Raw genomic sequence first — 21,167 nt, forward strand, 5'->3', positions numbered from 1 at the left:
GGGCTCAACTCGACCATCTCATTGCTCCTGTTCTCGAGATTGCGCTTCAACAGCCACAATCCTTCAAAACAGAAGCGTCACCCGCAAACCGATCCGCCAAATGCCGCGTTAGCGGCTTCGTTCAATCCCCACAGGCCTTAGTCGGTCGGGTGAAGTTCTTGAAGGGCGAGGAGAAGCTTCGCCACGCCTCGCTCAAGGATTTCCGGGAGCAAACCTGATGGTCCCGGCACTCCGATTAGGCCCATGTCAATTGCACCTCGAATTGACTCGTAGCAGTCACATTTGAGTCGATGATACGCGGGTCGTCCGTACCGGGTAGAGGCACGCGGGCGCTTGGGAGCGGCTATCATGCTTTTGGGAAGACAAGCATGCCGGCATATTGTGTGGCGGACTCCGCCCAGCTCGCAATCCTTGCAAAAGCTGTCACCGACTACTGCGCGAAGCATAAGCTCGCGTGCATGGTTGACCGCGAACGAATAGCGGTGAAGGTAATGGACCTTTTCCAACAGGGCATAGTCGACCCAGATCAGCTTTCCCTAGAGCTTGAAAGGTAGGCTAGCAAACCTGGCCTCGCTGGGTAGCCCGGTCCTGCGAATCCTGTGTCATCCAAAGATAAGCAGGCCGGGCTATTCAGCCTACGCAACCGACGACGCCTTGTCCTGCCGACTCCACGCCTGCTGAAGGACTTTTGGAAGAAAACTCGACGGCTGGAACCACGCTCGGCGCCAGGTGTTCCTGTTGATCGGATGATCACGGGATTGGAACATGGCGGCCCCACGAGCGGTTTGGAAAGGTTTTCTGAAGGTCGGTTCGGTTTCTTGCGGCGTTAAGCTCGTAGGGGCGACCAGCGAGGCCGGAAAGGTCCATTTCAAGATCCTCAACCGGGAGGGCGGTCTGCCGGTCAAGAGCGCCTACGTCGATGAAGAGACCGGCGATGTTGTCCCGTCGGAAGACCAGATCAAAGGCTACGAGGCCGAAAAGGGCGACTTCATCGAGATCGAGCCCGACGAGATCAAGAAGTTGAAGTTGACCTCGCAACACACGCTTGAGGTGAGCGAGTTCGTCGCCCTTGACGACATCGACACTCGCTATCTCGAAAAACCCTATTATGTCATTCCGGCCGACGGAGCTGCGGTCGAGGCCTTCACAGTGCTCCGTGAGGCAATGAAGAGGAAGCGCGTCGCGGCCCGGTCTTGCGTCGTCCTCTACCAACGCGGTCGAGAAGTGGTCATCCAGCCCTTCGGAAAGGGAATGCTTCTGACCGAGCTGCGTACCCCCAACGAGATGGTTTCCGAGAGCAGCGTTTTCGACGATCTGAAAAGCCCGAAATACGATGAGGATTTGCTCGAAATTGCCAGCCTTCTGATAGACAAGAAAGTGACCAAGTTCGATCCGTCGAAATTTGAGGACACCTATGAAGACGCGCTGATTGCCATGATCGATGCCAAGCGCAAGGGCAAGAAGGCGCCAAAACCCGTGCCACAGCCAAAAGAGAACGTCGTCGATCTCGCTTCAGTGCTTCGCCAGAGCCTGGAGAAAGAAGGCATCAAGCGACAGCACAAAGCAAAGGCCGGCCGCAAGTCGGCGTGACTGTCCTCCGGCGGCGGGGCTTTTTATTAGCTAAGCCTAACGTTGTTAATGCCGGGCGCTTCAAGGTAGCGCATAATATGCATCTGCCCCGGGTCCGAGACCGGGGTAAGGCCTGGCCTGTACGCCCAAGTCGCCCCTCGACTTCCCCGACAGGCCGGGTATCCGGTTCGCTTCCGATGCGTATGCAAGGCAACCTTGGCAAAGTGCCGAATTAGGAATATCATCCTTTTTGGTGCGGCGACCCATCTCACGAGGATCGCCCTTAGACGATGAAATTCCCCTTCACAGAAGACACGCTCGGCAAGAAGCTCGAAGCCGGCACGGGCATGTCGGTCGACTGCCTCACTTGCCGGCGTCATGCGATCCTTGACGTTGCAGAATTGGTGCGCCGGCTCGGGCCGGACCAGTCGTGCATGCACTATGACCTGCTCAAGGTGCTCTATTGCCATGAATGCCGCGACGCCGGCCGCGATGACCGCAACCTGCATTTCACCAACCATGCGGTGACGCCGGGCAAGCGCAAAGGCTGGACGCTTTGTCCTTGAAGCGGGAGCGGCCCGGCAAGCCAGCTCAGGAAGACCCACCGGGCCGACCGGTGGCTGGAACTCAAAACAAACCGCACACCGGCTGGCCGGGTTATATCAGCTCTCGGGAGAGCATTCCGTCATGCGAACGAAGGGTCCTGACGTTACGGATTCAAGGCCAAGTGCTAGCGGTCCGGCAAGGCTGGTGGGCTAGGCCAGCACACGCCAGACCTGACTAGGTAGGGCTCGGGGGGCGAGACACGGCACAGACTAACGAAGCACCAACGACCTAATTCCCGCGCTGGGGCCTGGCTCTTGGTGGCAAGCTTTCACACGGATTTGCAGCCAATCGAGCGATTCGCCGATCTCTTAGCCACAGAGATTTCTTGCTTTCCAGTGTCTCATGGCGATCGTCATCAGCGGCCGATCGCCCTTGCATTGAGGCGACCGCATAGTCGGCTCTGTTCGTTCGATAGTCTTTTTCTTGGACAGACATCGTTTTCCTCCCGGTTCGCGGGCATCTCCCTCCTTTAGCCTGGACGGAGTCACTAGCTGCCGATGCATCGCCGGAGTCTACAAATTGCGGATTGCATTAAAGCACCCATCTCCCGATTCGGAGCGGCGCCTGCTTGAAGCAGAGCCTTAGCCAGCATCGCTGTTGGCGAGCCACCACGAAAAAGCGCTGATTTCGACATGGCTTGCAGGATCGCTTGGCCGGGCAAGGCAGTGCGCTCAAGCGCTCCGACGGGCCACCTGAGCGCCCCGCTGGGACTTCGGTCTATTCCGACTGGGACCGTGTGCCCAGACGCGGAACGTAAGGCAATCGCCGCCGTTGGTCGAAAGTGACGCCGGCAAACAAAACGGCGTTCCATCAACCAGGCAACTCATAAGGAAATCTACGATGATCCGGAAAATATTGGTGACCGGAGCGACCGCTGCGCTGCTGTCGACTGCGCTCTGCACCGCCCAAGCTTACGCAGAGGACAAGACCAAGCCCACTTCCCAAGCCGCGGTCGTCGCGCCCGTGACCGATGGAAGCCTCGTGTCCAAGATTATGGGCGCAGCTGTCTATGACAGCACGGCCGATGACGCGACGAAGATCGGGGACGTCAACGACATTGTCCTCGACAAGGACGGCAAAGCCAAATTGATCGTCATCGGGGTCGGGGGATTCCTCGGTGTCGGCGAGAAAAATGTCGCCTATGATTTCAGCAAGATCGAATGGGTCAACAAGAAAGGCGAGCGCTGGCTCGTCGCCAAAACCACGAAGGAAGAGCTTCAGGCTCAGCCTAACTTCGACACCAAGGCCTATGATACCGCCAACACCCAACCCGCCACCAATACAGCCAATCAAACGGCTCCTGCCAAGACCGACCAGACCGCGACGGCCTCTATCGACAAATCGACGCTAACCACGATGCCGTCCGACAAGATCAGCGCGGCAAATCTGATCGGCACCAATGTCTATGGCGCGGACGATGCGAAAGTCGGCGAAATCGGCGACGTCATCCTGACCGGCGACAAGAAGGTCGATGCCATCATCGTGGACGTCGGCGGCTTTCTCGGCATTGGCGAAAAGAAGGTCGCCGTCGGCATGGAGAACCTCAAGTTCATGAACGACAAAAACGGCAACCGCTATCTCTACACGAATTTCACCAAGGACCAGTTGGAGGCACAAACGGCCTACGACAAGGGCACCTACGCTCAGAACCGCGACAAGCAGCGCATCATTGTCAAGCAGTGAGGTCGAAATGCGCCCGCGCCGGTGCGACGCGGGCGTTGCTCAACATAGGGAGAGCGACCATGAACAATCTTATCTGGCTCGTAGGAGCAATAGTCATCATAATAGCCATACTGAGCTTCCTCGGCCTCCGGTGACCTCTCTGGAAGCCCGAAACAGGTGCGAAGTCCTTGGATTGACCGATGGCCGGTCGGGTCCGCGGCTCGCCAGCAGTGTGCGGCCGATCTCGCGCGGTGGATTGACCTTGCCGGCCCTGTGGTTTCACGCCGACGGCAGCAACTTTACCGGCGCGTTGGTGAGGTCACGCGTGCCTTAGCACGGAAGCCTTCTTGAAGTCTGCTGGCTCCGCCATCCCGCTGTCCCTAATTCTAAGTTTCTGATCGCTGCCTGGTACTGAGCTGAGACTGGAACTGCGAACGTGTCCAAACTAGATCAGTTCGCCGATGGGGCATAAGCTAAAGCACAGGCTAGTGCCAGAGAACGGCACCGAACCGCCGCGTCGTTCAAAGCCGTTTTTTCCTCGGCGTGAGACCTGGCAACTCGTCATCAACACCGGCACCACGATCATCACCGTCGTGATGGTGTTCCTGTTCCAGAACACGCAGAACCGCGATGCGCCGCCGTCCAGGCCAAGCTCGACGAGCTGATCCGTTCGGGCCATGCCAAGAACGCCTTCAACGGTATCGAGCATCTCACAGGGGCGGTTCGGTTTTTCAATCAAACCAAACCGCTCAGGGGCGGTAAGATTACGAGTGAGGCTGTCAGCTCAGCCGCGAACGAACAGTGCCTCGTCTTCATCACGTTGCTTGCCACCAAGCGCTGCCGCGACACTAGCGATGAAAGCGCCCACGATCATCGACAGAGCGCCGACCAGCGCGAAAGTGGCACTTGCCTTCCTGGCCGTATCCGCGGCCGCCTTCGCCTTGTTCTTGGCATCGTCGACGGCCGCGAGCACGGTATCTACGCGCTTGGCGGCGTCGGCCTCCGAAAGTCCGGTGCGGGATGCGACCAGTTTCGCAAGATAGGCCTTATCGTCGGTCGAGACTTCGCCTCTGGCGGCGCTCGCCACTAGGATGCGCGATGCCTGGGCGGTGGCGACGGCGTCGTTCTGCCCGGCCGTCGCCGTGGCGCCGGCATCAGGCGGACGGAACAGCGTATCGACGAAATAACCCACGCTGTTGTTGTCGGTCGGACCCGTCGCGGCACTCGCGGCCGCGGACGTAGCACCCGCCGCCGCACCCGACGCAACGTTGGACGCGGCCTGCACACCGGCGCCGATCGTCGCCGACAAAGCAGAGCCAAAAACACCGGCGACAAGCAACGTTGCCAGCGCCCAGGCAAGGAACCCGTGCGCGGTGTCGCGGAAGGTGACTTCATCGTCGTGAATGCCGACCCATTTTGCCCGGAGGCGGCCGGTGAGATAGCCGCCCAATCCGGCCGACAGCCACTGCACGACGACCAGCCAAACCGCGGCCGAAACCGCGAAAGTAACCGCCGATGCGCTTGCGCCGGTCCAGGGTGAAACCATGGTCAGCCCAAGTCCGGAGCCGACTAACATCAGGACCACTGTCAGGGTCGATGCCGCGAAAGCACCCGCGATGATCGGGCCCCAGCTCACGGCGGATGACGAAGATTCCTTTTTGCCGGAAACTTCCACCTCGGTAACTGCGGAGTTCATGTGAAGCTCCTACCGTGCGAACAACAAGAGCAGGATGATGATCGGAATCGGAACTCCGAGCAGCCAAAGCAATATACCGCGTCCCATAGCAACCTCCTATATTTCTGAGACGAAATACCAATTCCCGGAACTGGCTTTCGTTCCAGAGGTTTATTGATTGAAATTCAGAATGAGGTGGACCGATTTATTTGTCTATAGAGATGGCTTCGCCTTCGCGCCTGCCTGGCAGGAGCGCGGGCTGATCGAATATCGCCGGCCTCGGCTTCTAAAGTCGGTGCCGCTGGAAGGCCAAACTTCAAAGTGGTGTATTAGTTCCACCTTAAGGACCGATGACCTCAAGTTAAGCGGCTGGGACGGGTTGCTCAGCGCCTCCGCTGCCAGAATTCCAGGACAAGCACGGTGATCAGACTGCTGACGACGATCCAAATGGCGACCTCGCCATCCGACACGCCTGGCTTGGATGAACCGGCTGATCTCTCCGTATTACTGGCGGCCGCCGCTACCACGGGCGCAAGGTCCGGCCGGCTGCCGCTCCGCACCGAATAGGCGCGGGTGATCTCGGCGCCGAAGAGGAATATCTGGGCCGAATAGTAGACCCACAGCAGCACGACCATCAGCGCGCCGGCGGCACCGTAGGACGTCGCGATGGCGCTGGTGCCGATATACCAGCCGATCAGCGATTTGCCGATGGTGAAGAGCAGCGCGGTGACGACTGAGCCAACCGCGACGTCGCGCCATTTCAGCGTGCGGTCCGGCAGGACCTTGTAGATCGCGGCGAAGAGCAGCGCGATCAGCACGAAAGACACGACGGTGTTGATGGCGCTGACGATCAGCTCGCCGAATGGCAGGCGCTCGTTGATATACTCGCTCAGCGCCGAGATCGCCGTACTCGCGGCGAGCGACACCAGAAGCATGAAACCAAGGGCTGCCACCAAGCCGAGGCTCGCCGCCCTCGCCCGTACCAGGCGTGACAGCGACATGTCGCTCGGCTCGACCTTCCAGATCTCGTTCAGCGACTGCTGCATCTCGCCGAAGACGCCCGACGCGGTGACAAGGAGCGCCATTAGCCCGATGAAGGTGGCCAGCGTGCTGGACTCGCGATGCGCGGCGGTCTCGATCGTCGCCTTGAGCAGATCGGCGCTCTGCGGTCCCATCACGCCCGCGAACTCGGCCGAGAGCGCGAGCTGGGCGGCTTCGTTGCCGACGACGATGCCGGCGATCGCCACGACGATCAGCAGGATCGGCGCCAGCGACGTCGTGGCGTAGAACGCCATCGCCGCGCCATGGCTCAGCACATTGTCGTTGAGGTAGCCGGCGACGCTCTCTTTCAGCAGAACCCAGGCTTCTTCGAACCAGCGCTGCATATCTCTCACCGTCGGCCTATTCTCCCGCTGGCTATTTCGGGCGCGGATCCTCAAGCCCGGTTGCGGTGGTCTGGAATGATCCGGCCCGGCGTTTTTCGACGGCCTCAGCAAGCGCCAGCGCGGCGTTGCAAACCTCCGTCTGCACAGCGTGGTCGGCGTCGAGCTCGTCGTGGCTCGTCGCATAGGGCTTCCAGTAGCCAATGTAACGGTCAAGCTCCGCCGCCTCGCCAACCGGATCGAGCTTCATCGAGCGCAGCCAGTCAGCAAGGCTGTGACGCACGCTCCCGGCGCCTTCGGTGTCGCCATGCACGATGACGGAGAACAGGCGGCCGGCGAGATGGCGCGGATAGTCCCAACCGGCAAGCTCGGCCTTCTTGGCGAGCGCGGCGTCCTTGCCCTGGGTCAGCGAAGGATCGGGATTGCCGCCATCAGCGCAGACCAGGCGGTCCATCATCAGCTTCACCGGCGAGGAGGTATGGTACCAGTTAACCGGCGTGACGATCATGACGCCATGCGCCTCGACCCATAGCGGATAGATCTCGTTCATCCAGTCATTGACCTGGCCGAGTGAATGATTGGGGTAGCAGGAACACGGCCAGTGGCAGAGCGCGGCCGCCGTCGAGAAGCAGGCCTTGCAGGGATAAATCCTGCGGCCGTATTCGGAGGCGAGCCGCGCGAGGTCGAGAACCTCGGTCGAGAAGCCCGGCCTGGCCGCGATAGCGCTACGCGCCAGCTCCACAAGACGGAAGCTTTTCGACATTTCGCCAGGACAGGTGTGTTCGCTGCGCGACGAGCCGTTGATAAGCAGGATGCGGGATGGAGCGGACCTGTCCTCGTAACGGCGCTGCGCCGCTCCGACCGCCTCATGCGCGGCGATCCATTCGACTGAAAGATCGTAGTCGGGATCGCGAAAACCCTCCCCCGCCTTTCTGGTGATCGGAGACTTGCGCCCTTCGCTGTAGGCCTGCCAGGCGATCTCGGCCAGCCTGTCGATGGCATCCGCCTCCGGCCGGAAGGTCGGATCGTAGAACTGTTTCAAGTAGCGTCCCTTGAATTCGCTTTCGCCGAGCCGCGGGCTCGGCATGCCTTTGCGCGGCTCGGGGCCGGCCTTGCTGAAATCTGCGTTCTTTGCCATGCGTTGCCTACGCCGAATTGCAGCGGGCCAGGACAAGAAGCCGGCTGCCGTTAATCGACCAGTTCCTTGGTGCCCTCGAGTGCGGCTTTGGAAAGGGCGGCACCGGATATTGCCTGGCGCCCGCCTGCATCGGGGCTTGCGGTTTGGGTTTGCGGTTTGGCCTTGCGCGGTCGGTGGCATCGACCTTGCGCTGCACGCTGCGCTGCCGGCTCGCCGCATACTCGGTGTCGGATTTCGACGGCGTGGCGCGTTTTGTCGGCATCGTTTGCTCCTTCGGTCACGAAGAACAACGCACTCCGGAGGAAAAGGTTTGGCTTTCTTGAAACCAGCCGCTCAGCGCCGGATCGATCCAATCCAGGCGGCTGACGACGATGCCCCACCTACATCAAAGTTAAATGCGGTCGGCCGGTCCGCAGTGTTATTCATACTAGGTTGGGGGACTCTTCAGGAGGAGTCCCATGGATGTTCGAAATCTGATTGCTATGCTGTCGGCCGCATTGCTATGCCGACGTGCTAACGTTTTAACCTCGCCCTCCGAGGCAGAGCCGCGCGTTGCTGGCCGATGTGCCTCCGAGGCCGCGACCGCCATATCATCCGGCACAGTCCGCCGAGCCAGCGATCAACATGTGGCTCTCCGTCAACCGATCGGATGCAACCGGCCGGTGCCATCTTCGTTTTATGGCGATCCAAATCTTTATGGTGGTAAAATGAAATCCCTTCGGATGAACAATCCCCTTATCGTTCTGTCAGCGGTGGTTCTTATCTCGGCGCCCTTCATCGGCCTCGCCTGGCGCACGCACGAATGGCTCGGGTGGTGAAGACGCATGAGCAGGTTTTTGCCTCTGACCATCCGATTCGTGAACGGCGGCACGATGGTGGTCGCATCGATCGCCGACGTGAAAAAGGCGCTTGGCGGGACATGGAAAAACAAGGACGCGCCGGCCTATCTCAAGGCGGTGCAGCTCGTGAACGACGCGGCCAACGGTATCTGCCGCCCGGCAATCGCTTTCGCCGCGTTCAAGAAGGCGGCCGCGGAACAAGGCATGCTGAAACCCGCCGATCCGAGTGCGGCGCTTACCATGCTCGACGAGCTATGGTCGAACAACAAAACTCATCCCAGATGAGTGCCGTCAGCTGGCTCATCTGGGCTCGCGGTTCATGCTGAGATAGGTCGGGTCGAACTCCGCGATCTCTACAAGCCTCGCCCAATCCAGGATCGTGATGAGATGGCTTGTCCAATTGATCACGTTCATGCGCCGCAGCGTGCCGATGACCCTGTTCATGTGGACGACTGAAAGGCCGAGTACATCGGCGAGCTCGGCCTGCGACAGCGGCAGATGGAAGCTCATGTCGCGCGTCTTCTTCACGACTTGAAGCCTTACGAACAGCTCGCAGATGAGATGCGCCAGATGCGACGTCTTGGAGCGGCGCCCCATGGCCACGATCCATTCGCGGTGGATGGCGCCGTCGACAAGCGTGTTCAGCCACAAGAGCCTGGTGAGATGCGGCGCCTGCTCGGTTATCGCGCGCAGCTTGTTGTGCTCAATCGCGACGACGTGGCAGGGCGAGAGCGCGACGATGCCATGGTCCATCGTCTTTAGGAGAAAGGCATGCAGATCGACGAAATCGCCGGCCACATGCAAAGCGGTGAACTGACGCCCGCCATTTTCCAGCACCTTATAGCGCGCAGCGAAGCCGTCGACGATCAACGTGCTGAAAATCGGTCTCGAACCGATCGGTACAATGTCCTCACCCGTGACGAAGTATTTCTCGGTCGACATCGCGCTGGCCAACCGCGTCTTCTCGGCGTCGGAGAGCAGGTCGTGCTGACCAAGGTTCAGGTACAGTGCCTCGAGCATCCGTAGCTTCCCATCCGCCGAATTAAACTGCATCTCCAACTTTCGGGATCATTCGCGGCTACCTTTATGGTGACGCCGCTTCAGCCGAACCTCCTTGACATTAGCCGCATGGAACCATGGCGGCGGACAGGAATTGAAAGTCGAGGCGCCGGGGGTGCTTGCCGATGGAATGTGACCTGCACAATACCGATCATACTCAGTTGGACCGCGAGGGACAGCTCTTTTCGTCCCGCGAACGCGCAGGCGGGGAAGCACTGCGGATATTGCACGATGTGGCCGGCGACGAGATGACGGTTGGCAATCAACTGAAGATCACCGTCAGGATCTGGAATGAGAAAAGCGAGCAGACCTTCGAGGCGTCCCTCACCCTCGACCCTGCATGGACATGACCAACGCCATGGCAGCCGGGCGAACGATCCTCGCGGCTGGGAAGGCTAGCTGATACGCCGATAGCTCCTGAGCCTCCTATCGGCTACCGAGCTTCTGGATACCTCCCTTGTCCAGACGAAACACTCCATCGGCCCCGCCCTTGGCTTTCGAAGTCAGTCTGAAGCTCATCCCATGTGCCAAGATATTTGCCGCATTAGGTGCAGCTGATGGGAGTTGCAGGCTGCGCATCGGCCGGAATCTGCAGGCAGATGATGCCACAAAAGGCACTCCAATTTGTGGTCCAGAAACTGGCGGTCATGATGCACACCATCACGCAATCGGCACGCATGCGCAAGCGCAGTTCCAGGGCATCGCTACGGGACAATCGCCTCGACCAGCCGGCGGGGAACCTAGCCCTTCGAACGCGGTTTTCATCCGGAGAAGCACGGGGAAACATCATGGCACGAGGAAAAACCGAATACGAAACTGGCGCGCGGAAATATCCGGCAAGAACAGGTCCCGATCCGACCGACGATTTCTCGCAGGATGCGGCCGCCAATGAACGCCCGGCGGGCGGTTTGACGCGGGCTACCGGCGAAACAGAGGACAAGACACGTCAAACCGAAGGACAGAACCCGCCCGTCCGGACGGCGCCCAGACCCGCCATCGAGAAAACGTCCGGGGCCGGTCCGGCGATCTCCGAAAGCTCGAAGGACGCTAAAGGGCCAAAATCGGGGTCGCCAGTCTGATGCCGATGTCAAGGACTAGGGCACCTGGATACCAGTCCTGGCGGTTGGATGCGCGGCACTGAGTTCACGAATTATTTCGCCAGGAACATCAGTTGCGCGCGGTGATTATTATTACTCGAGGAGGCCGAATTCCAAGGACCCGATCCCGCGAGCCGAACCTCCTTATGTCCACCCTTAGGACCAATTCACAAACTGAAGGTGGAGCAATGGTATGCCCAGACAAGGCGGAAGCCACGGACAGCACGTCAAGGCCGGCCAATAGAGCCACAAAAACCGCGAGCCGGATCAGCGTCGCGGCTGCGGGCAGCAACAAGCCGAGGACCGCAACATGGGCTGGCACAGAGGTGACCGCGGCAACTTCGCCGAAGACCGCGAGCGTCCTCGGAAGCCGGCCGCGAAAGCGGCCAGTCTTAAACCTTCGAAGCGGCGTCTACGATTGCAGGCGCCGTTTTTCTTGCCTCAAGGACCACCCAATTTGGAAATCAAACCGAGCAACGGAGAAAAGCGATGCCAAGGACAAAGTCGACCGGCGCGGCAAACGGCCTCGAAAGCCTTTTCGTCGACGGCCTGAAGGACATTTACTACGCAGAGAAAAAGATACTGAAGACATTGCCGAAACTGGCTAAGGCGGCGCAATCCGAAGAAGTGAGCGCTGCTTTCGAGAAGCATCGTATGGAAACCGAGGGCCAGGTCGATCGACTCGAACAGGTATTCGAGTTGCTCGGCAAGGCCGCCAGGGGTAAGACTTGTCCGGCGATCGACGGCATTCTCGAAGAGGGTTCGGAGATCCTCGAGGAATATGAAGACCAGCCGGCACTCGATGCGGGCCTTGTGGCGGCCGCCCAGTCGGTCGAGCATTATGAGATCGCGCGCTATGGAACGCTGATCGCCTGGGCGGAGCAGTTGGGCCTGAAGGATGCCCTGCCGCTGCTGCGCGAGACCCTCGAGGAAGAGTCCGCTACCGACGAGGCGCTTACCAAGCTCGGCGAAAGTGGTGCGAACGAGCGCGCCTTGCAGGCAGCCGCATAAGGCGTCTGCACAGGCTCGCTTCGCACTCCAAAGGCATGCCTGCTATGCGGCGGCCTCGGTTCGTTTCAGCCGGGGCCGCGACTCTCATCGACCTCGCGCGAAAAGCGCTTAGCGGCTATTCCGCCAGTCCAGGGGACGCAAAGTCCTTCGCCAAGAGTGAGAAAGCCCGGCTCGGGGTTGAAGCATCTCTTAGAGGCTAAGCGCCGTAACCTGTGCAGTCGGGCCCAAAAAGCAAATTTGGTTCCAATGTCAGCTCGGCATTTTCATACCGGATGCTCACACAAAAACTCGCGGAATATCGACAGTGTCGCTCGTCCGGCCCGGCCCTGTTCTTTGGTGGATGCCCGTCACATCGCAGGATATGGCGGGCATCACTCAACCGACGATGAAGGGACTCATTGCTCGCCGGTCCCGCATCCAATGCGATAGCCTGTTATATGTTTCGTCCGCGAGACCTAGGAGTTTGGCACCTCGACAATAGTCTCACATTGCATGGGACTGGCGTGCGAGGGCGGGAACAGATGCCCGTGCTACGCACTTACATCTGTGCCTGCTTGTGCACGTTGTCCTCCGGCGAGCGCAACCCAGGTACCTTCAGCTTTATCACTCGCCCGTCGGCAGCTGCCAGCGGGTTTTTTTCAACCGCTTTGTCGTCATAAAGTCCCTTTTGTGAACTGCGCAGGCTTCCCCCCAGCCGAGTGCATTGAGACTCCCGTTCTACAGAGAAACACTGTCGTCCAGGATCTGCAAGTCTTCGTTGCCGACTAGCAATGACGATAGCCTGCCTGCCAACCCTAAACCCTGTCGAAACCGTCAAATCCTCTATGCAGAGGACTAGCTCTGCTTGCTCGCCAGAAGGCGCGCCTCGCGAAGGAGCGAGTTCGCATCAATGCCAATCATCTCAACAAGGTCGCGCGCTTGCACCTCAGTGATGCCAGTTTCGCGCACCAGGAACCGCACACGAAATTGCTTCTCAGCCTGTACGCGTTCGCCGCGCTCTTGCTTGCTCTCTGCCATAGGATTTTCCCCAATGGTCGAGAACTTCGGTCGAGCGAATTGGTTCCGCACATCGAGGAAAGCGATTTACGATGTGGGTTCCCTTGATCAACGCCTTCTTGATTTCCTCGATTGTGCCAGTACCTTTCGCGAAGACGGTGATGATCTCAGCGGCCAAACTATCCCATTCCGGACTGCGGGGCGGCGCCTAGCTCATCGAGCGCCTTGCCTACATAGAGTCCTGCAACCAGGAGACGGAACCGAGCGCCGCGCTCGAGCTGATCTACTTCACAGGATGCGAAGCCTGGGTCCGCACGACGGATCCCGGATTCCCGTACGACATGCTTCGCCGTTCGGCGTGGATTCCCAGCCAATGGCTAGAACGACGCAATCCTTTGCCTTCTTCGCTCCAAGCTTCTCGCCGTTCGGCGTGCGATCCTGAGTTCGTCAAGCGTCGGCTGCCACCACCCTCTCGATCGTTCGGTCGATCCGGCAGGGCGCCGGGCTGGCCATGTCTTGATCAGTTCAGTCAAGGTCGGTGGTCGCCATCTAGCCCATACATCGTCGACGGCCGCGTCCGTCATTTGGGGGTAGAACGCTGACAATTCCGGGGCGTCCGCGAGCTTACCTGAAATCCCGGTGAAGACGACGATGCCGTATTGCTGCGTCGCCACGGCACGGCCGAACGGAGGCAGGTCTTCGGCTGGAAGCGGAAAGCGACGGCGCCTGCGCTCGGCATGACGCAGTTTAGCGGCCTTGTATTCACCCGAATGTTTGTTAGCTTCCCATCGCCGTTTCCTCTCCTCAGGCTCGGCATGTTGGGCGGCTCTTTCGATGCTTGGCCAACGGCGCTGCAGTTCCTCATAGGAGCGGAAAGGCACCCTCCAGGCTCGCAGTTCGTCGTCCCAACTCGCCCATGGAACAGCTCGTAGCTCCTCGAGAACGGTCCTGGAATAAGGTGTGCGGATGAGCAAGTCGTCCGCGACTTGCAGATACCGGCTCGACAGTGGATCGAAGGCGAAGGCATCTCTTCCCTTGCTGTCGTCATGGGCCGCGCGCGAAGCCGCCTCATGCGCCAGCCAGCGCTCGACCCGCCGCGCTGCCGTCTTTCCCGGGACGAACCAACCCCCGCGCTCGTCGCTCCACCTGGCGCGCGGGAATGCTCGCCGAAACCGCTCAACCGTTGTTCGATCATACGGGAAGCGCGCTTCGGCACCATCGGCTGTCTGCGGTGCGGCAAGGGCGTCGGATTTTTCCATGGGTTTGCTATTGGCAGCACTGCTAACAAAGAACGCTGTGCAAGCCGTTTGGGTTCAAACCACACAGCGGCAAGGAATACAGACAGACGAAACCACGCAACGAGCGAAGCATGGGGAAACTTTCCATGCGCTCGACGGTTAATCCGGATCCAGAGAGGATCGATTCATGCCCAGACGAGCCGCGAAGGAACCGGGGACAGGCCGGCCCAAGAAGCCTCGTTCGCGTCCGCTGAAGGGCGAGGAGGCGGAAGTGAACCATATCGTGGAAACGCAAAACATATCGCCGGCGCAGGCGCGGGAGCTTGTGCGGCGCTACGGAACCGATTGGCGCAAGATTGAGGAGGCCGCCAAAACGTACAAGGAGAACAGCTAGGCAGCAAAGCCAAGTATCCCCAGGGACAGCTCGGAAAAATCATCGACTAAGATGATGTGACCGCATGACCACAATCGCGACCTTCAACGTAAACGGCGTCAACGGACGATTGCCGGTTCTCCTCAGATGGCTCGGCGAAACCCGGTACGACATTGTCTGCCTTCAGGAGCTCAAGACATCCGATGACAAATTTCCGGCCGATGCGATCAAGGAGGCGGGTTACGGCGCCATCTGGCACGGCCAGAAGTCTTACAACGGGGTAGCAATTCTAGCGCGAGGGAAAAAGCCGCTGGAGCGCAGGCGCGGTCTGCCCGGCGACCCAGACGATACGCACAGTCGCTACATCGAGGCCGAGGTCCACGGACTGGTGATCGGCTGCGTCTACCTGCCCAACGGCAATCCGGCGCCCGGCCCGAGATTCGACTACAAGCTCAGCTGGTTTCAGCGATTGATCAGCTATGCCCAGATACTGCTCAAGGAAGAGACGGTCCTCTGCGGCGACTACAACGTGGTGCCAACGCCAATCGATGCTGCGGTGCCGGCACGCTGGCTGGGCGATGCGGTATATTTCCCGCAGAGCCGTCAGGCCTACGCCGACATTCTGGAGATGGGGTGGACGGATGCGGTTCGGCACATCCACCCCGAGAAGGGCGTCTACACCTACTGGAACTTTTCCTACCGGGGCGGTTACGACCGGAGCTCCGGTCTGCGGATGGATCATCTTCTAGTCAGTCCCGCCCTTTCAAACAGGCTGCGCGGCGCCGGCGTCGATGTTGCGGTACGCGGTTGGGAAAAGCCAAGCGATCACGCGCCGGCATGGATCGAATTGATTTGGCCCGGGAAGAGCGAATAGAGCTCTTGGTCGAAAGCCGCAGGCTGCCGTGATCCGCCGCTGCAAAGGCGTAGGCACCGCCTCTCATCCAACGACACACGCCGGTCCACAAGAGAATTCGATCGGCCGGTCCCTAGAGCGGCGATTTATGACCGAGCAGTAGACGATGTCGCCCTGCTCGATCCGCACTGACGTCGGAGCAACCTTTTGATCACAAATCGGTTATAAAAAACGCGATGGGCAAAAAGAAGAAGAATGCGATCGAAAAGGCCGAAGGGGACGAACTTACGGCCGAAGCATACTACTATGCGCGTAAATGTGGCCTCACGCCGGATGAGGCCATGGAGATCATAAGAGGCTCCGACACACAGGGCCAAAAGCGCTCTCACAAGCAGTTGCGACCGGCTGTCCTCCACAAACATCAGCAACAGCCCTCGGTGCCCGGCCTGTCGGGTTAGTCGGAGGACTAGAGCATAACAGGCCGGGCCTTACCCCGGTGGCGGGGCAGAAATCTATCATGCGCTGTCTTCAGCGACTGGCACTAATAGTTTTAAGTTCTGCGATTGAAAGCCCGTCGTCCACCTCCACTTAGCCGGCCGCATGTCAGCCCTTTTTTGCATAGCCGGCGGTAACCTCGCCCTTGTGTGCGGCGAAGGCTGCCAGCACTTCCGCCTTCTCAGGCTTCGGAACCTTCGAGTGGTCCAGGGTCCGCCCGAGCGTTTCGATTTCGCTGGGGACGATCTGTCCGGCGAAGAGCAGGCGAAATTCCTGTCGCAAGCCATCGGCCGCCCGGTCACCTATCAAGAAATCCCGATAGAACGGGCACGCCAGCAAACCGAGGATACGGCGCTCATGTTCGAATGGTTTGGCAAGACCGGCTGTCGATATCGCCGTATTGCACAGGAATTTTCCGGAGGTCCGCTGGGCGCGTGCTGACTGGAGCGTGCTCGAACGGACGTCTTCTGCCGCTTGAGGCCACGACGCGCATCTGCGAGGCTCGCGTGCCTCGGCCGCTCTTCATCAGCGCGGATGCGAGGAAGCGTTTTGTCCTGCAACGTCGCGGTTGAGCGGCCGGCCTCTTGCGCCGAGTGGCAGCTTCTCGCGGCTTTCAGTCGGCAGTAAGCACGACCTTGACGCTCCGGCTTCGATCGAGAGCAAGCCGGAAGGCTTCAGGCGCCGCCGCGAGCGGCCGCCTGGCGGTGATGAGACGCTCGACGTCGGCCTTGCCGGCGACGATGAGATCGACGGCCGTGCGGAATTCCTCGCCGAACCGGAACGTGCCCCTCAGATCGAGCTCCTTCGCCATGACCGTGTTGGCGGGAAGCGGAAGCTGACCGCCGGGCAGATTGCCGACCTGGACGATCGTGCCGCCCCGGCGCACGTTGCGGATCGCCGATACGAGCCCGGCCGCCGTCCCGGAAATCTCGAAGACGGTGTCGAACGGAGCCCGGCTCGCCGCCGCAGAAAGCTCGTCAGTGCCGCCGGAAATGTCGATGACGCGATCCGCGCCGAAGGTCTTGGCGAAAGCGAGCGGTGCGGCCGCGATATCTATCACGGTGATTCCGCCGGCGCCGGCGAGCCTGGCTGCCAGCATGGTGAGCAGGCCGATCGGCCCGGCGCCGAAGATCGCCACATGCGCGCCCTTCACATCGCCTGCCCGCGCCACCCCGTGCAGGCCGACGGCCAGCGCCTCGGCGAGCGCCGCGGCGGCGAAGGACACACCCGCCGGCACTTTCACGCATTGCGCCGCTGTCGCGTCGAACAGCTGCGCAAAGCCGCCCTGCATGTGCGGTGTCTTCGAGGCCGAGCCCATGAAGTAGATGTTGTCGCAGAGATTGGGACGGCCCTCGCGGCAGCGCGGACAGGACCCGCACCAGCGCGACGGATTGACGGCTACGTGGTCGCCGGCCTTCAGCCCCTCGGCTTCGCCATTGACCTCGATGACCTCGCCGGCGACCTCGTGGCCGAGGATCAGCGGCGAGGTGACGACGAAGTCGCCCGTCCGGGCATGGCGGAAATAGTGCAGGTCGGATCCGCAAATGCCGCCGGCCCCGAACCGCACGCGCACCATGCCGGGCGCCAGCGCGCTGAGCTCGCGTTGCGTGAGGCGCAGATCCCCGGGACCGAACAGCGTCGCCGCGACCGTGGTGGCGCTCACCGAACGAGCCCCATTTGTATCGGCAGCCACAAGGTGATCGCCGGCAGGAACGTGATCAGGATCAGCGCGACGAGCAGCGGCACGAGCCAGGGCAGGATCGCCATCGTCGTGCGTTCGACCGAGAGGCCTGCGACCCGCGAAAGCACGAACAGCACCATGCCGAGCGGCGGGTGCAAGAGGCCAACCATCAGGTTGAGCGTCATGATCAACCCGAAATGGACCGGGTCGATGCCGTAGACCGCGGCGACCGGAAGCAGGATCGGCACGAGGATGGTGATCGCCGCGATGGTGTCGAGGAAACATCCGACGAGCAGCATGAGGATGTTCACGAGGATGAGGAACACCCATTTGTTGTCGGTGAGCGCGAACACGAAGGTGGAGAAGGCCTGCGCGGCCTGACTGACCGTCAGCAGCCACGCGAAGATCGAGGCCGCGGTGACGATGAACAGGACGGATGCGGTCGTCTCGATCGTATCGAAGCTGGCTTTGGCCAGCGTCCTGAACGTCATCGAGCGATAGCGGACCAGGCCGAGGAAGAGCGACCAGATGACGGCGGCCATCGCCGCTTCCGTGGGCGTGAACCAGCCCATCGTCATGCCGCCGATCAGGATCACCGGCGTCATCAGCGCCATGACGGCCGAGAAGTCGAAATACCAGTCGGCCGCAATGAGAACCAGGAGCGACAGACCGACCGCGGCGTTGATGGAGAACCCCGTCTGCATGAGCAAATAAACCGCGACGGGAAAGCAGGACACCACCAGCACTTCGCCCGACGCGGCGGCCAATTGCCTCAATTCGAAAGGCGTGTCGGAGCCCCAGCCCCGTCGATGCGCGAAGATCGCGACGGTGATCATCATCAACGCGGTCATCACGACGCCGGGAAGGATGCCGGCCATGAACAGCGCGCCGATCGATACGTTCGCCATCATGCCATAGATCACGAAGGGCAGCGACGGCGGAAAGATCGGGCCGAGCGTCGCGGAAGCGGCGGTCACGCCGACCGCCGCCTCGACCGGATAGCCATGGTCCTTCATCGCCTTGATCTCGATCGTTCCGATGCCGGCGGCGTCCGCGAGCGCCGTTCCCGACATGCCGGAAAATATCACGGAGCCGATGATGTTGACCTGCGCCAGGCCGCCCTTCATCCAGCCGACGAGCGCCAGCGCGAAGCTGTAGATGCGGCCCGTCACGCCGGCGATGTTCATCAGATTGCCGGCCAGGATGAAGAAGGGGACGGCGAGCAGCGGAAAGCTCTCGACGCCGGCGATCATGCGCTGCGCGGTGATGATGTCGGGCGCGACGCCATAGATCACGAGGTAGAGCAGCGAGGCCGTCGCCATCGATACCGCCACCGGAGCGCCGACGAGCATGAGGACGAGAAAGGAGCCGATGAGAAGAAGCATGGGCCTAGATCCCGTCGAACGCCCCAGGGCGCTCCAGCACGGAATAGCCGCGTCTGACATTTCCCGCGAAGACCTGGATCGACCGGACGAGCATGAGGGCGAAAGCGGCGAGCACCGCGTAGAAAAAGACGTTACGCGGCAGGTCAATCGTGGTCATGCGTTCCCGGGCCACGATCGACACGTATCGCCACATCAGCACGCACATGTAACCGAAGAAGCCGATCCTGACGACGTCGACGAAGAGGGCGAGGAAGCGCCCGCCGGCCGCCGGCAGATAGTGGTAAAGCACGTCGACATGGATATGGCGCGACAGGCGCACGCACATTGCCGCGCCGAGGAAGACGACGACCACGAGAAAGTTGATCGCGACCTCCTCGGTCCAGGCAAGGCTGTTGTTCAAGACATAGCGGGTGAAGAACTGCAGGAAGACGCAGACCACCATGCCCCAGAAAGCGGCCAGCGTCACCCAATCCTCGATGGCATAACGGGACAGATCGACGGGCGCTGCCTCCTCCTCGAAGGAGTGGGCGAGTTCTTCGGCGGTGACCTGGGTGTGGACCTCTTGCGTCATCGGTACGGCTCCAGCGGAACGGGACTATTCTGGCTTCTGTCGGGAAAGGGCCCGGCGCCTGCCGCGCCGGGCCCTTGGGCTGGCTACTTGACGGCGCGGATCGCCTCCCAGTCCGCCTTGCGGTAGCCGAAGTCCTCGAACTTCACCTTCTCCATCACGGCGTTCTCGAAATCGGCCTTGTCGACTTCGGTCACCGTCAAGCCCTTGCCCTTGAAGAACTGGACGAGCTTCTGCTCGCGTTCGACGATCTTCTTGGTGGCCCGGGCGGCCGCCTCCTGCATGACCTCGGTGAAGATCGCCTTGTCCTCGTCCGAAAGCTGCGACCAGCGCGACTGCGAGACGATCGTGTTGAGATGATCGACGATGTGGCCGGTCAGCACGATGTTCTTCTGGACCTCGTAGAACTTCTTGGCTTCGATCGTGGTAAGCGGATTCTCCTGCGCCTCGACCGTGCCGTTCTGCAGCGCCAGATAAACTTCCGCGAAGGCGATTGGCGTGGTGTTGGCCCCGCAGGCCCGCGGCATGGCCAGATAGGCCGGCACGTCCGGAACGCGCATCTTCAGCCCCTGCATGTCGGAACACTTCTCAATCGGGCGGTTGGAGGTCGTCTGGCGCGTGCCGTAATAGGTGGTCGCGACGATGTGGTGGCCAGAGGCCTCCTCGTAGCCCTTCGTGAGTTGCTTGTAGATGTCGCTCTTGGTGTAGGCGAGCAAATGATCGGCATTGCGGAACGTGTAAGGGAAATAGGTCACGCCGATGGGCGGGTATTCGCGCGCGGCGAAACTGGAGCCCGAGATGATGATATCGACCGTGCCGAGCGTCAGGCCCTGATTGATGTCGGCTTCCTTGCCGAGCTGCGAGGCCGGGAAGACGTCGATCTTGTAACGGCCGTTGGTCCGCTTCTCTATCTCCTGCGCAGCCCACACGGATTCGGTGTGGAACGGTTCGGACGTTTCGTAGACATGCGCCCATTTCAACACGGTCTGCGCCGATGCAGCCGAGAACGGCAAGACGAGTGCGGCGATGGCGCCGAGAACTGCTGCGTATCGGAATTTCATGGCAAGATCTCCTCCCTGTGATGATCGTCCGAACTGCCGCCCGGTCATTCCGTGTGAATGATGGGCGGTTCCTTCTTCCCCGCCGTCTTCGCGACAGCGGACCCCTCGCCGAAATTGCGCGAAAACCTCTCTTGCGACAGCCGCAGATGGTGCCGCATGGCGGCCTTCGCTCCGCTGGCGTCGTGCGCCGCGAGCGCGTCGCGCACCGCACGGTGCTCCTCCAAAGCCGCCTGCCAGGTGGTGCGATCCTCGAAATAGCTCGAAAGCCGCTCGAAATAGGGATTCATGCGCTGATCGAACAATTCGCCGACGACGCGCACGAGAACGGCATTGCCGAGGATGGCCGCAACGCCCGTATGGAACTCGCGGTCGAGTGAAATCGTGGTCCTGGTCGGGTGGCGCTGCCGGTCCATCCGCCCGAGCAGCTTGTCCAGGATGCGAATATGCTCGGCTTTCACATGCTGGGCGGCTTCCTCGGC

At 60.7% G+C, this 21,167-nt stretch carries 23 protein-coding genes and 3 pseudogenes; 14 read left to right on the forward strand and 12 right to left on the reverse strand.

All coding sequences use genetic code 11. The annotated features are described in order from the left end of the window. The 5 genes and pseudogenes from EOA29_RS42165 to EOA29_RS04950 form a co-directional block, all read left to right on the forward strand. Nucleotides 1-218 (forward strand): annotated as a pseudogene (locus EOA29_RS42165) (hypothetical protein); the annotation flags it as partial. A gap of 547 nt (nt 219-765) precedes the next feature. Beyond that, nucleotides 766-1,590, forward strand: coding sequence for a Ku protein (locus tag EOA29_RS04930; protein WP_127220344.1), 825 nt, complete (start codon nt 766-768; stop codon nt 1,588-1,590). Nucleotides 1,591-1,859: 269 nt separating this feature from the next. Next, nucleotides 1,860-2,135, forward strand: coding sequence for a hypothetical protein (locus EOA29_RS04935; protein WP_126090128.1), 276 nt, complete (start codon nt 1,860-1,862; stop codon nt 2,133-2,135). An 880-nt stretch (nt 2,136-3,015) separates the two neighbouring features. Next, entirely contained in the window at nt 3,016-3,858 is an 843-nt protein-coding gene (locus tag EOA29_RS04945) for a PRC-barrel domain-containing protein (protein WP_127220346.1), read from the forward strand. Nucleotides 3,859-4,382: 524 nt separating this feature from the next. After that, nucleotides 4,383-4,552: pseudogene (locus EOA29_RS04950) on the forward strand (low affinity iron permease family protein); the annotation flags it as partial. Between the two features lie 69 nt (nt 4,553-4,621). Here EOA29_RS04950 and EOA29_RS04955 read toward each other — a convergent pair. The 4 genes from EOA29_RS04955 to EOA29_RS04970 form a co-directional block, all read right to left on the reverse strand. Next, on the reverse strand, nt 4,622-5,533 hold the full coding sequence (locus tag EOA29_RS04955) for a hypothetical protein (RefSeq protein ID WP_127220348.1): 912 nt from the start codon (nt 5,531-5,533) through the stop codon (nt 4,622-4,624). Between the two features lie 362 nt (nt 5,534-5,895). Beyond that, nucleotides 5,896-6,897 carry a YihY/virulence factor BrkB family protein gene (locus EOA29_RS04960; protein ID WP_127220358.1) on the reverse strand — a complete coding sequence of 334 codons (1,002 nt, stop codon included), beginning with the start codon at nt 6,895-6,897 and terminating at the stop codon, nt 5,896-5,898. A 31-nt stretch (nt 6,898-6,928) separates the two neighbouring features. Next, the gene (locus EOA29_RS04965; RefSeq protein WP_126090133.1) at nt 6,929-8,032 is read right to left on the reverse strand and encodes a flavodoxin family protein; all 1,104 of its coding nucleotides are present in this window, start codon (nt 8,030-8,032) and stop codon (nt 6,929-6,931) included. Between the two features lie 7 nt (nt 8,033-8,039). After that, the gene (locus EOA29_RS04970; protein WP_189350357.1) at nt 8,040-8,294 is read right to left on the reverse strand and encodes a hypothetical protein; all 255 of its coding nucleotides are present in this window, start codon (nt 8,292-8,294) and stop codon (nt 8,040-8,042) included. Nucleotides 8,295-8,490: 196 nt separating this feature from the next. On the opposite strand from EOA29_RS04970, the gene EOA29_RS04975 reads away from it, so the two are divergent. Together EOA29_RS04975 and EOA29_RS04980 are read left to right on the forward strand one after the other, a co-directional pair. Beyond that, nucleotides 8,491-8,850, forward strand: a complete 360-nt coding sequence (locus tag EOA29_RS04975; RefSeq protein ID WP_126090134.1) for a hypothetical protein — start codon at nt 8,491-8,493, stop codon at nt 8,848-8,850. 6 nt (nt 8,851-8,856) lie between these two features. Next, entirely contained in the window at nt 8,857-9,156 is a 300-nt protein-coding gene (locus EOA29_RS04980; RefSeq protein ID WP_126090135.1) for a DUF982 domain-containing protein, read from the forward strand. Between the two features lie 15 nt (nt 9,157-9,171). Here EOA29_RS04980 and EOA29_RS04985 read toward each other — a convergent pair whose 3' ends face one another. Then, entirely contained in the window at nt 9,172-9,891 is a 720-nt protein-coding gene (locus EOA29_RS04985) for a Crp/Fnr family transcriptional regulator (RefSeq protein ID WP_126090136.1), read from the reverse strand. Nucleotides 9,892-10,055: 164 nt separating this feature from the next. On the opposite strand from EOA29_RS04985, the gene EOA29_RS04990 reads away from it, so the two are divergent. The 3 genes from EOA29_RS04990 to EOA29_RS05005 all read left to right on the forward strand — a co-directional run bounded on the left by EOA29_RS04990 (nt 10,056) and on the right by EOA29_RS05005 (nt 12,038). Next, complete coding sequence (locus EOA29_RS04990; protein WP_126090137.1) at nt 10,056-10,280, forward strand: hypothetical protein; 225 nt, start codon at nt 10,056-10,058, stop codon at nt 10,278-10,280. A 207-nt stretch (nt 10,281-10,487) separates the two neighbouring features. Further along, nucleotides 10,488-11,009, forward strand: coding sequence for a hypothetical protein (locus EOA29_RS42805; protein WP_245468411.1), 522 nt, complete (start codon nt 10,488-10,490; stop codon nt 11,007-11,009). Nucleotides 11,010-11,516: 507 nt separating this feature from the next. Beyond that, nucleotides 11,517-12,038: a ferritin-like domain-containing protein gene (locus EOA29_RS05005; protein WP_126090138.1), complete on the forward strand. Its 522-nt coding sequence runs from the start codon at nt 11,517-11,519 to the stop codon at nt 12,036-12,038. Between the two features lie 834 nt (nt 12,039-12,872). On the opposite strand, the gene EOA29_RS05010 is transcribed toward EOA29_RS05005, so the two are convergent. Both EOA29_RS05010 and EOA29_RS05015 read right to left on the reverse strand, forming a co-directional pair. Next, nucleotides 12,873-13,055: a hypothetical protein gene (locus tag EOA29_RS05010; protein WP_127220350.1), complete on the reverse strand. Its 183-nt coding sequence runs from the start codon at nt 13,053-13,055 to the stop codon at nt 12,873-12,875. Nucleotides 13,056-13,411: 356 nt separating this feature from the next. Continuing rightward, nucleotides 13,412-14,293, reverse strand: coding sequence for a hypothetical protein (locus EOA29_RS05015; RefSeq protein ID WP_127220352.1), 882 nt, complete (start codon nt 14,291-14,293; stop codon nt 13,412-13,414). A gap of 250 nt (nt 14,294-14,543) precedes the next feature. On the opposite strand from EOA29_RS05015, the gene EOA29_RS43755 reads away from it, so the two are divergent. The 4 genes and pseudogenes from EOA29_RS43755 to EOA29_RS05040 all read left to right on the forward strand — a co-directional run. Then, nucleotides 14,544-14,666: a hypothetical protein gene (locus tag EOA29_RS43755; protein ID WP_281059638.1), complete on the forward strand. Its 123-nt coding sequence runs from the start codon at nt 14,544-14,546 to the stop codon at nt 14,664-14,666. Between the two features lie 64 nt (nt 14,667-14,730). Next, nucleotides 14,731-15,519 (forward strand): exodeoxyribonuclease III, encoded by a 789-nt coding sequence (gene xth / locus EOA29_RS05025; protein WP_126090142.1) that lies wholly within the window; start codon nt 14,731-14,733, stop codon nt 15,517-15,519. Nucleotides 15,520-15,734: 215 nt separating this feature from the next. Beyond that, nucleotides 15,735-15,956, forward strand: a complete 222-nt coding sequence (locus tag EOA29_RS05030; RefSeq protein ID WP_126090143.1) for a hypothetical protein — start codon at nt 15,735-15,737, stop codon at nt 15,954-15,956. A 256-nt stretch (nt 15,957-16,212) separates the two neighbouring features. Beyond that, a pseudogene (locus EOA29_RS05040) lies at nt 16,213-16,471 on the forward strand (NmrA/HSCARG family protein); the annotation flags it as partial. A gap of 135 nt (nt 16,472-16,606) precedes the next feature. Here EOA29_RS05040 and EOA29_RS05045 read toward each other — a convergent pair. From EOA29_RS05045 to EOA29_RS05065, 5 genes are all read right to left on the reverse strand, one after another. After that, nucleotides 16,607-17,656, reverse strand: a complete 1,050-nt coding sequence (locus EOA29_RS05045; RefSeq protein ID WP_127220354.1) for an L-idonate 5-dehydrogenase — start codon at nt 17,654-17,656, stop codon at nt 16,607-16,609. Beyond that, nucleotides 17,653-19,059 (reverse strand): TRAP transporter large permease, encoded by a 1,407-nt coding sequence (locus EOA29_RS05050; RefSeq protein WP_127220356.1) that lies wholly within the window; start codon nt 19,057-19,059, stop codon nt 17,653-17,655. Before EOA29_RS05050 ends, EOA29_RS05045 begins: the two co-directional genes overlap by 4 nt. A 4-nt stretch (nt 19,060-19,063) precedes the next feature. Continuing rightward, on the reverse strand, nt 19,064-19,630 hold the full coding sequence (locus EOA29_RS05055; RefSeq protein WP_126090146.1) for a TRAP transporter small permease: 567 nt from the start codon (nt 19,628-19,630) through the stop codon (nt 19,064-19,066). Nucleotides 19,631-19,713: 83 nt separating this feature from the next. Further along, on the reverse strand, nt 19,714-20,688 hold the full coding sequence (locus tag EOA29_RS05060) for a sialic acid TRAP transporter substrate-binding protein SiaP (protein ID WP_126090147.1): 975 nt from the start codon (nt 20,686-20,688) through the stop codon (nt 19,714-19,716). A 44-nt stretch (nt 20,689-20,732) separates the two neighbouring features. Next, nucleotides 20,733-21,167, reverse strand: a 435-nt coding sequence (locus EOA29_RS05065) for an FCD domain-containing protein (RefSeq protein ID WP_145969626.1), incomplete at its 5' end; no start/stop codon positions are given.

This window comes from Mesorhizobium sp. M1E.F.Ca.ET.063.01.1.1, assembly GCF_003998155.1.
In the GTDB taxonomy this organism is placed as follows: Bacteria; Pseudomonadota; Alphaproteobacteria; order Rhizobiales; family Rhizobiaceae; genus Mesorhizobium.

Excerpts from the sequence above, each read along its gene's own strand:
- xth (WP_126090142.1), top strand. The coding sequence starts at position 14,731 with ATGACCACAATCGCGACCTTCAACGTAAACGGCGTCAACGGACGATTG.
- EOA29_RS05005 (WP_126090138.1), top strand. The coding sequence starts at position 11,517 with ATGCCAAGGACAAAGTCGACCGGCGCGGCAAACGGCCTCGAAAGCCTT.
- EOA29_RS05010 (WP_127220350.1), bottom strand. The coding sequence starts at position 13,055 with ATGGCAGAGAGCAAGCAAGAGCGCGGCGAACGCGTACAGGCTGAGAAG.
- EOA29_RS42805 (WP_245468411.1), top strand. The coding sequence starts at position 10,488 with ATGGGAGTTGCAGGCTGCGCATCGGCCGGAATCTGCAGGCAGATGATG.
- EOA29_RS04965 (WP_126090133.1), bottom strand. The coding sequence starts at position 8,032 with ATGGCAAAGAACGCAGATTTCAGCAAGGCCGGCCCCGAGCCGCGCAAA.
- EOA29_RS05050 (WP_127220356.1), bottom strand. The coding sequence starts at position 19,059 with ATGCTTCTTCTCATCGGCTCCTTTCTCGTCCTCATGCTCGTCGGCGCT.
- EOA29_RS04980 (WP_126090135.1), top strand. The coding sequence starts at position 8,857 with ATGAGCAGGTTTTTGCCTCTGACCATCCGATTCGTGAACGGCGGCACG.
- EOA29_RS04970 (WP_189350357.1), bottom strand. The coding sequence starts at position 8,294 with ATGCCGACAAAACGCGCCACGCCGTCGAAATCCGACACCGAGTATGCG.
- EOA29_RS04930 (WP_127220344.1), top strand. The coding sequence starts at position 766 with ATGGCGGCCCCACGAGCGGTTTGGAAAGGTTTTCTGAAGGTCGGTTCG.
- EOA29_RS04975 (WP_126090134.1), top strand. The coding sequence starts at position 8,491 with ATGGATGTTCGAAATCTGATTGCTATGCTGTCGGCCGCATTGCTATGC.
- EOA29_RS04935 (WP_126090128.1), top strand. The coding sequence starts at position 1,860 with ATGAAATTCCCCTTCACAGAAGACACGCTCGGCAAGAAGCTCGAAGCC.
- EOA29_RS05015 (WP_127220352.1), bottom strand. The coding sequence starts at position 14,293 with ATGGAAAAATCCGACGCCCTTGCCGCACCGCAGACAGCCGATGGTGCC.
- EOA29_RS04945 (WP_127220346.1), top strand. The coding sequence starts at position 3,016 with ATGATCCGGAAAATATTGGTGACCGGAGCGACCGCTGCGCTGCTGTCG.
- EOA29_RS04955 (WP_127220348.1), bottom strand. The coding sequence starts at position 5,533 with ATGAACTCCGCAGTTACCGAGGTGGAAGTTTCCGGCAAAAAGGAATCT.
- EOA29_RS04990 (WP_126090137.1), top strand. The coding sequence starts at position 10,056 with ATGGAATGTGACCTGCACAATACCGATCATACTCAGTTGGACCGCGAG.
- EOA29_RS05055 (WP_126090146.1), bottom strand. The coding sequence starts at position 19,630 with ATGACGCAAGAGGTCCACACCCAGGTCACCGCCGAAGAACTCGCCCAC.
- EOA29_RS04960 (WP_127220358.1), bottom strand. The coding sequence starts at position 6,897 with ATGCAGCGCTGGTTCGAAGAAGCCTGGGTTCTGCTGAAAGAGAGCGTC.
- EOA29_RS04985 (WP_126090136.1), bottom strand. The coding sequence starts at position 9,891 with ATGCTCGAGGCACTGTACCTGAACCTTGGTCAGCACGACCTGCTCTCC.
- EOA29_RS05060 (WP_126090147.1), bottom strand. The coding sequence starts at position 20,688 with ATGAAATTCCGATACGCAGCAGTTCTCGGCGCCATCGCCGCACTCGTC.
- EOA29_RS05030 (WP_126090143.1), top strand. The coding sequence starts at position 15,735 with ATGGGCAAAAAGAAGAAGAATGCGATCGAAAAGGCCGAAGGGGACGAA.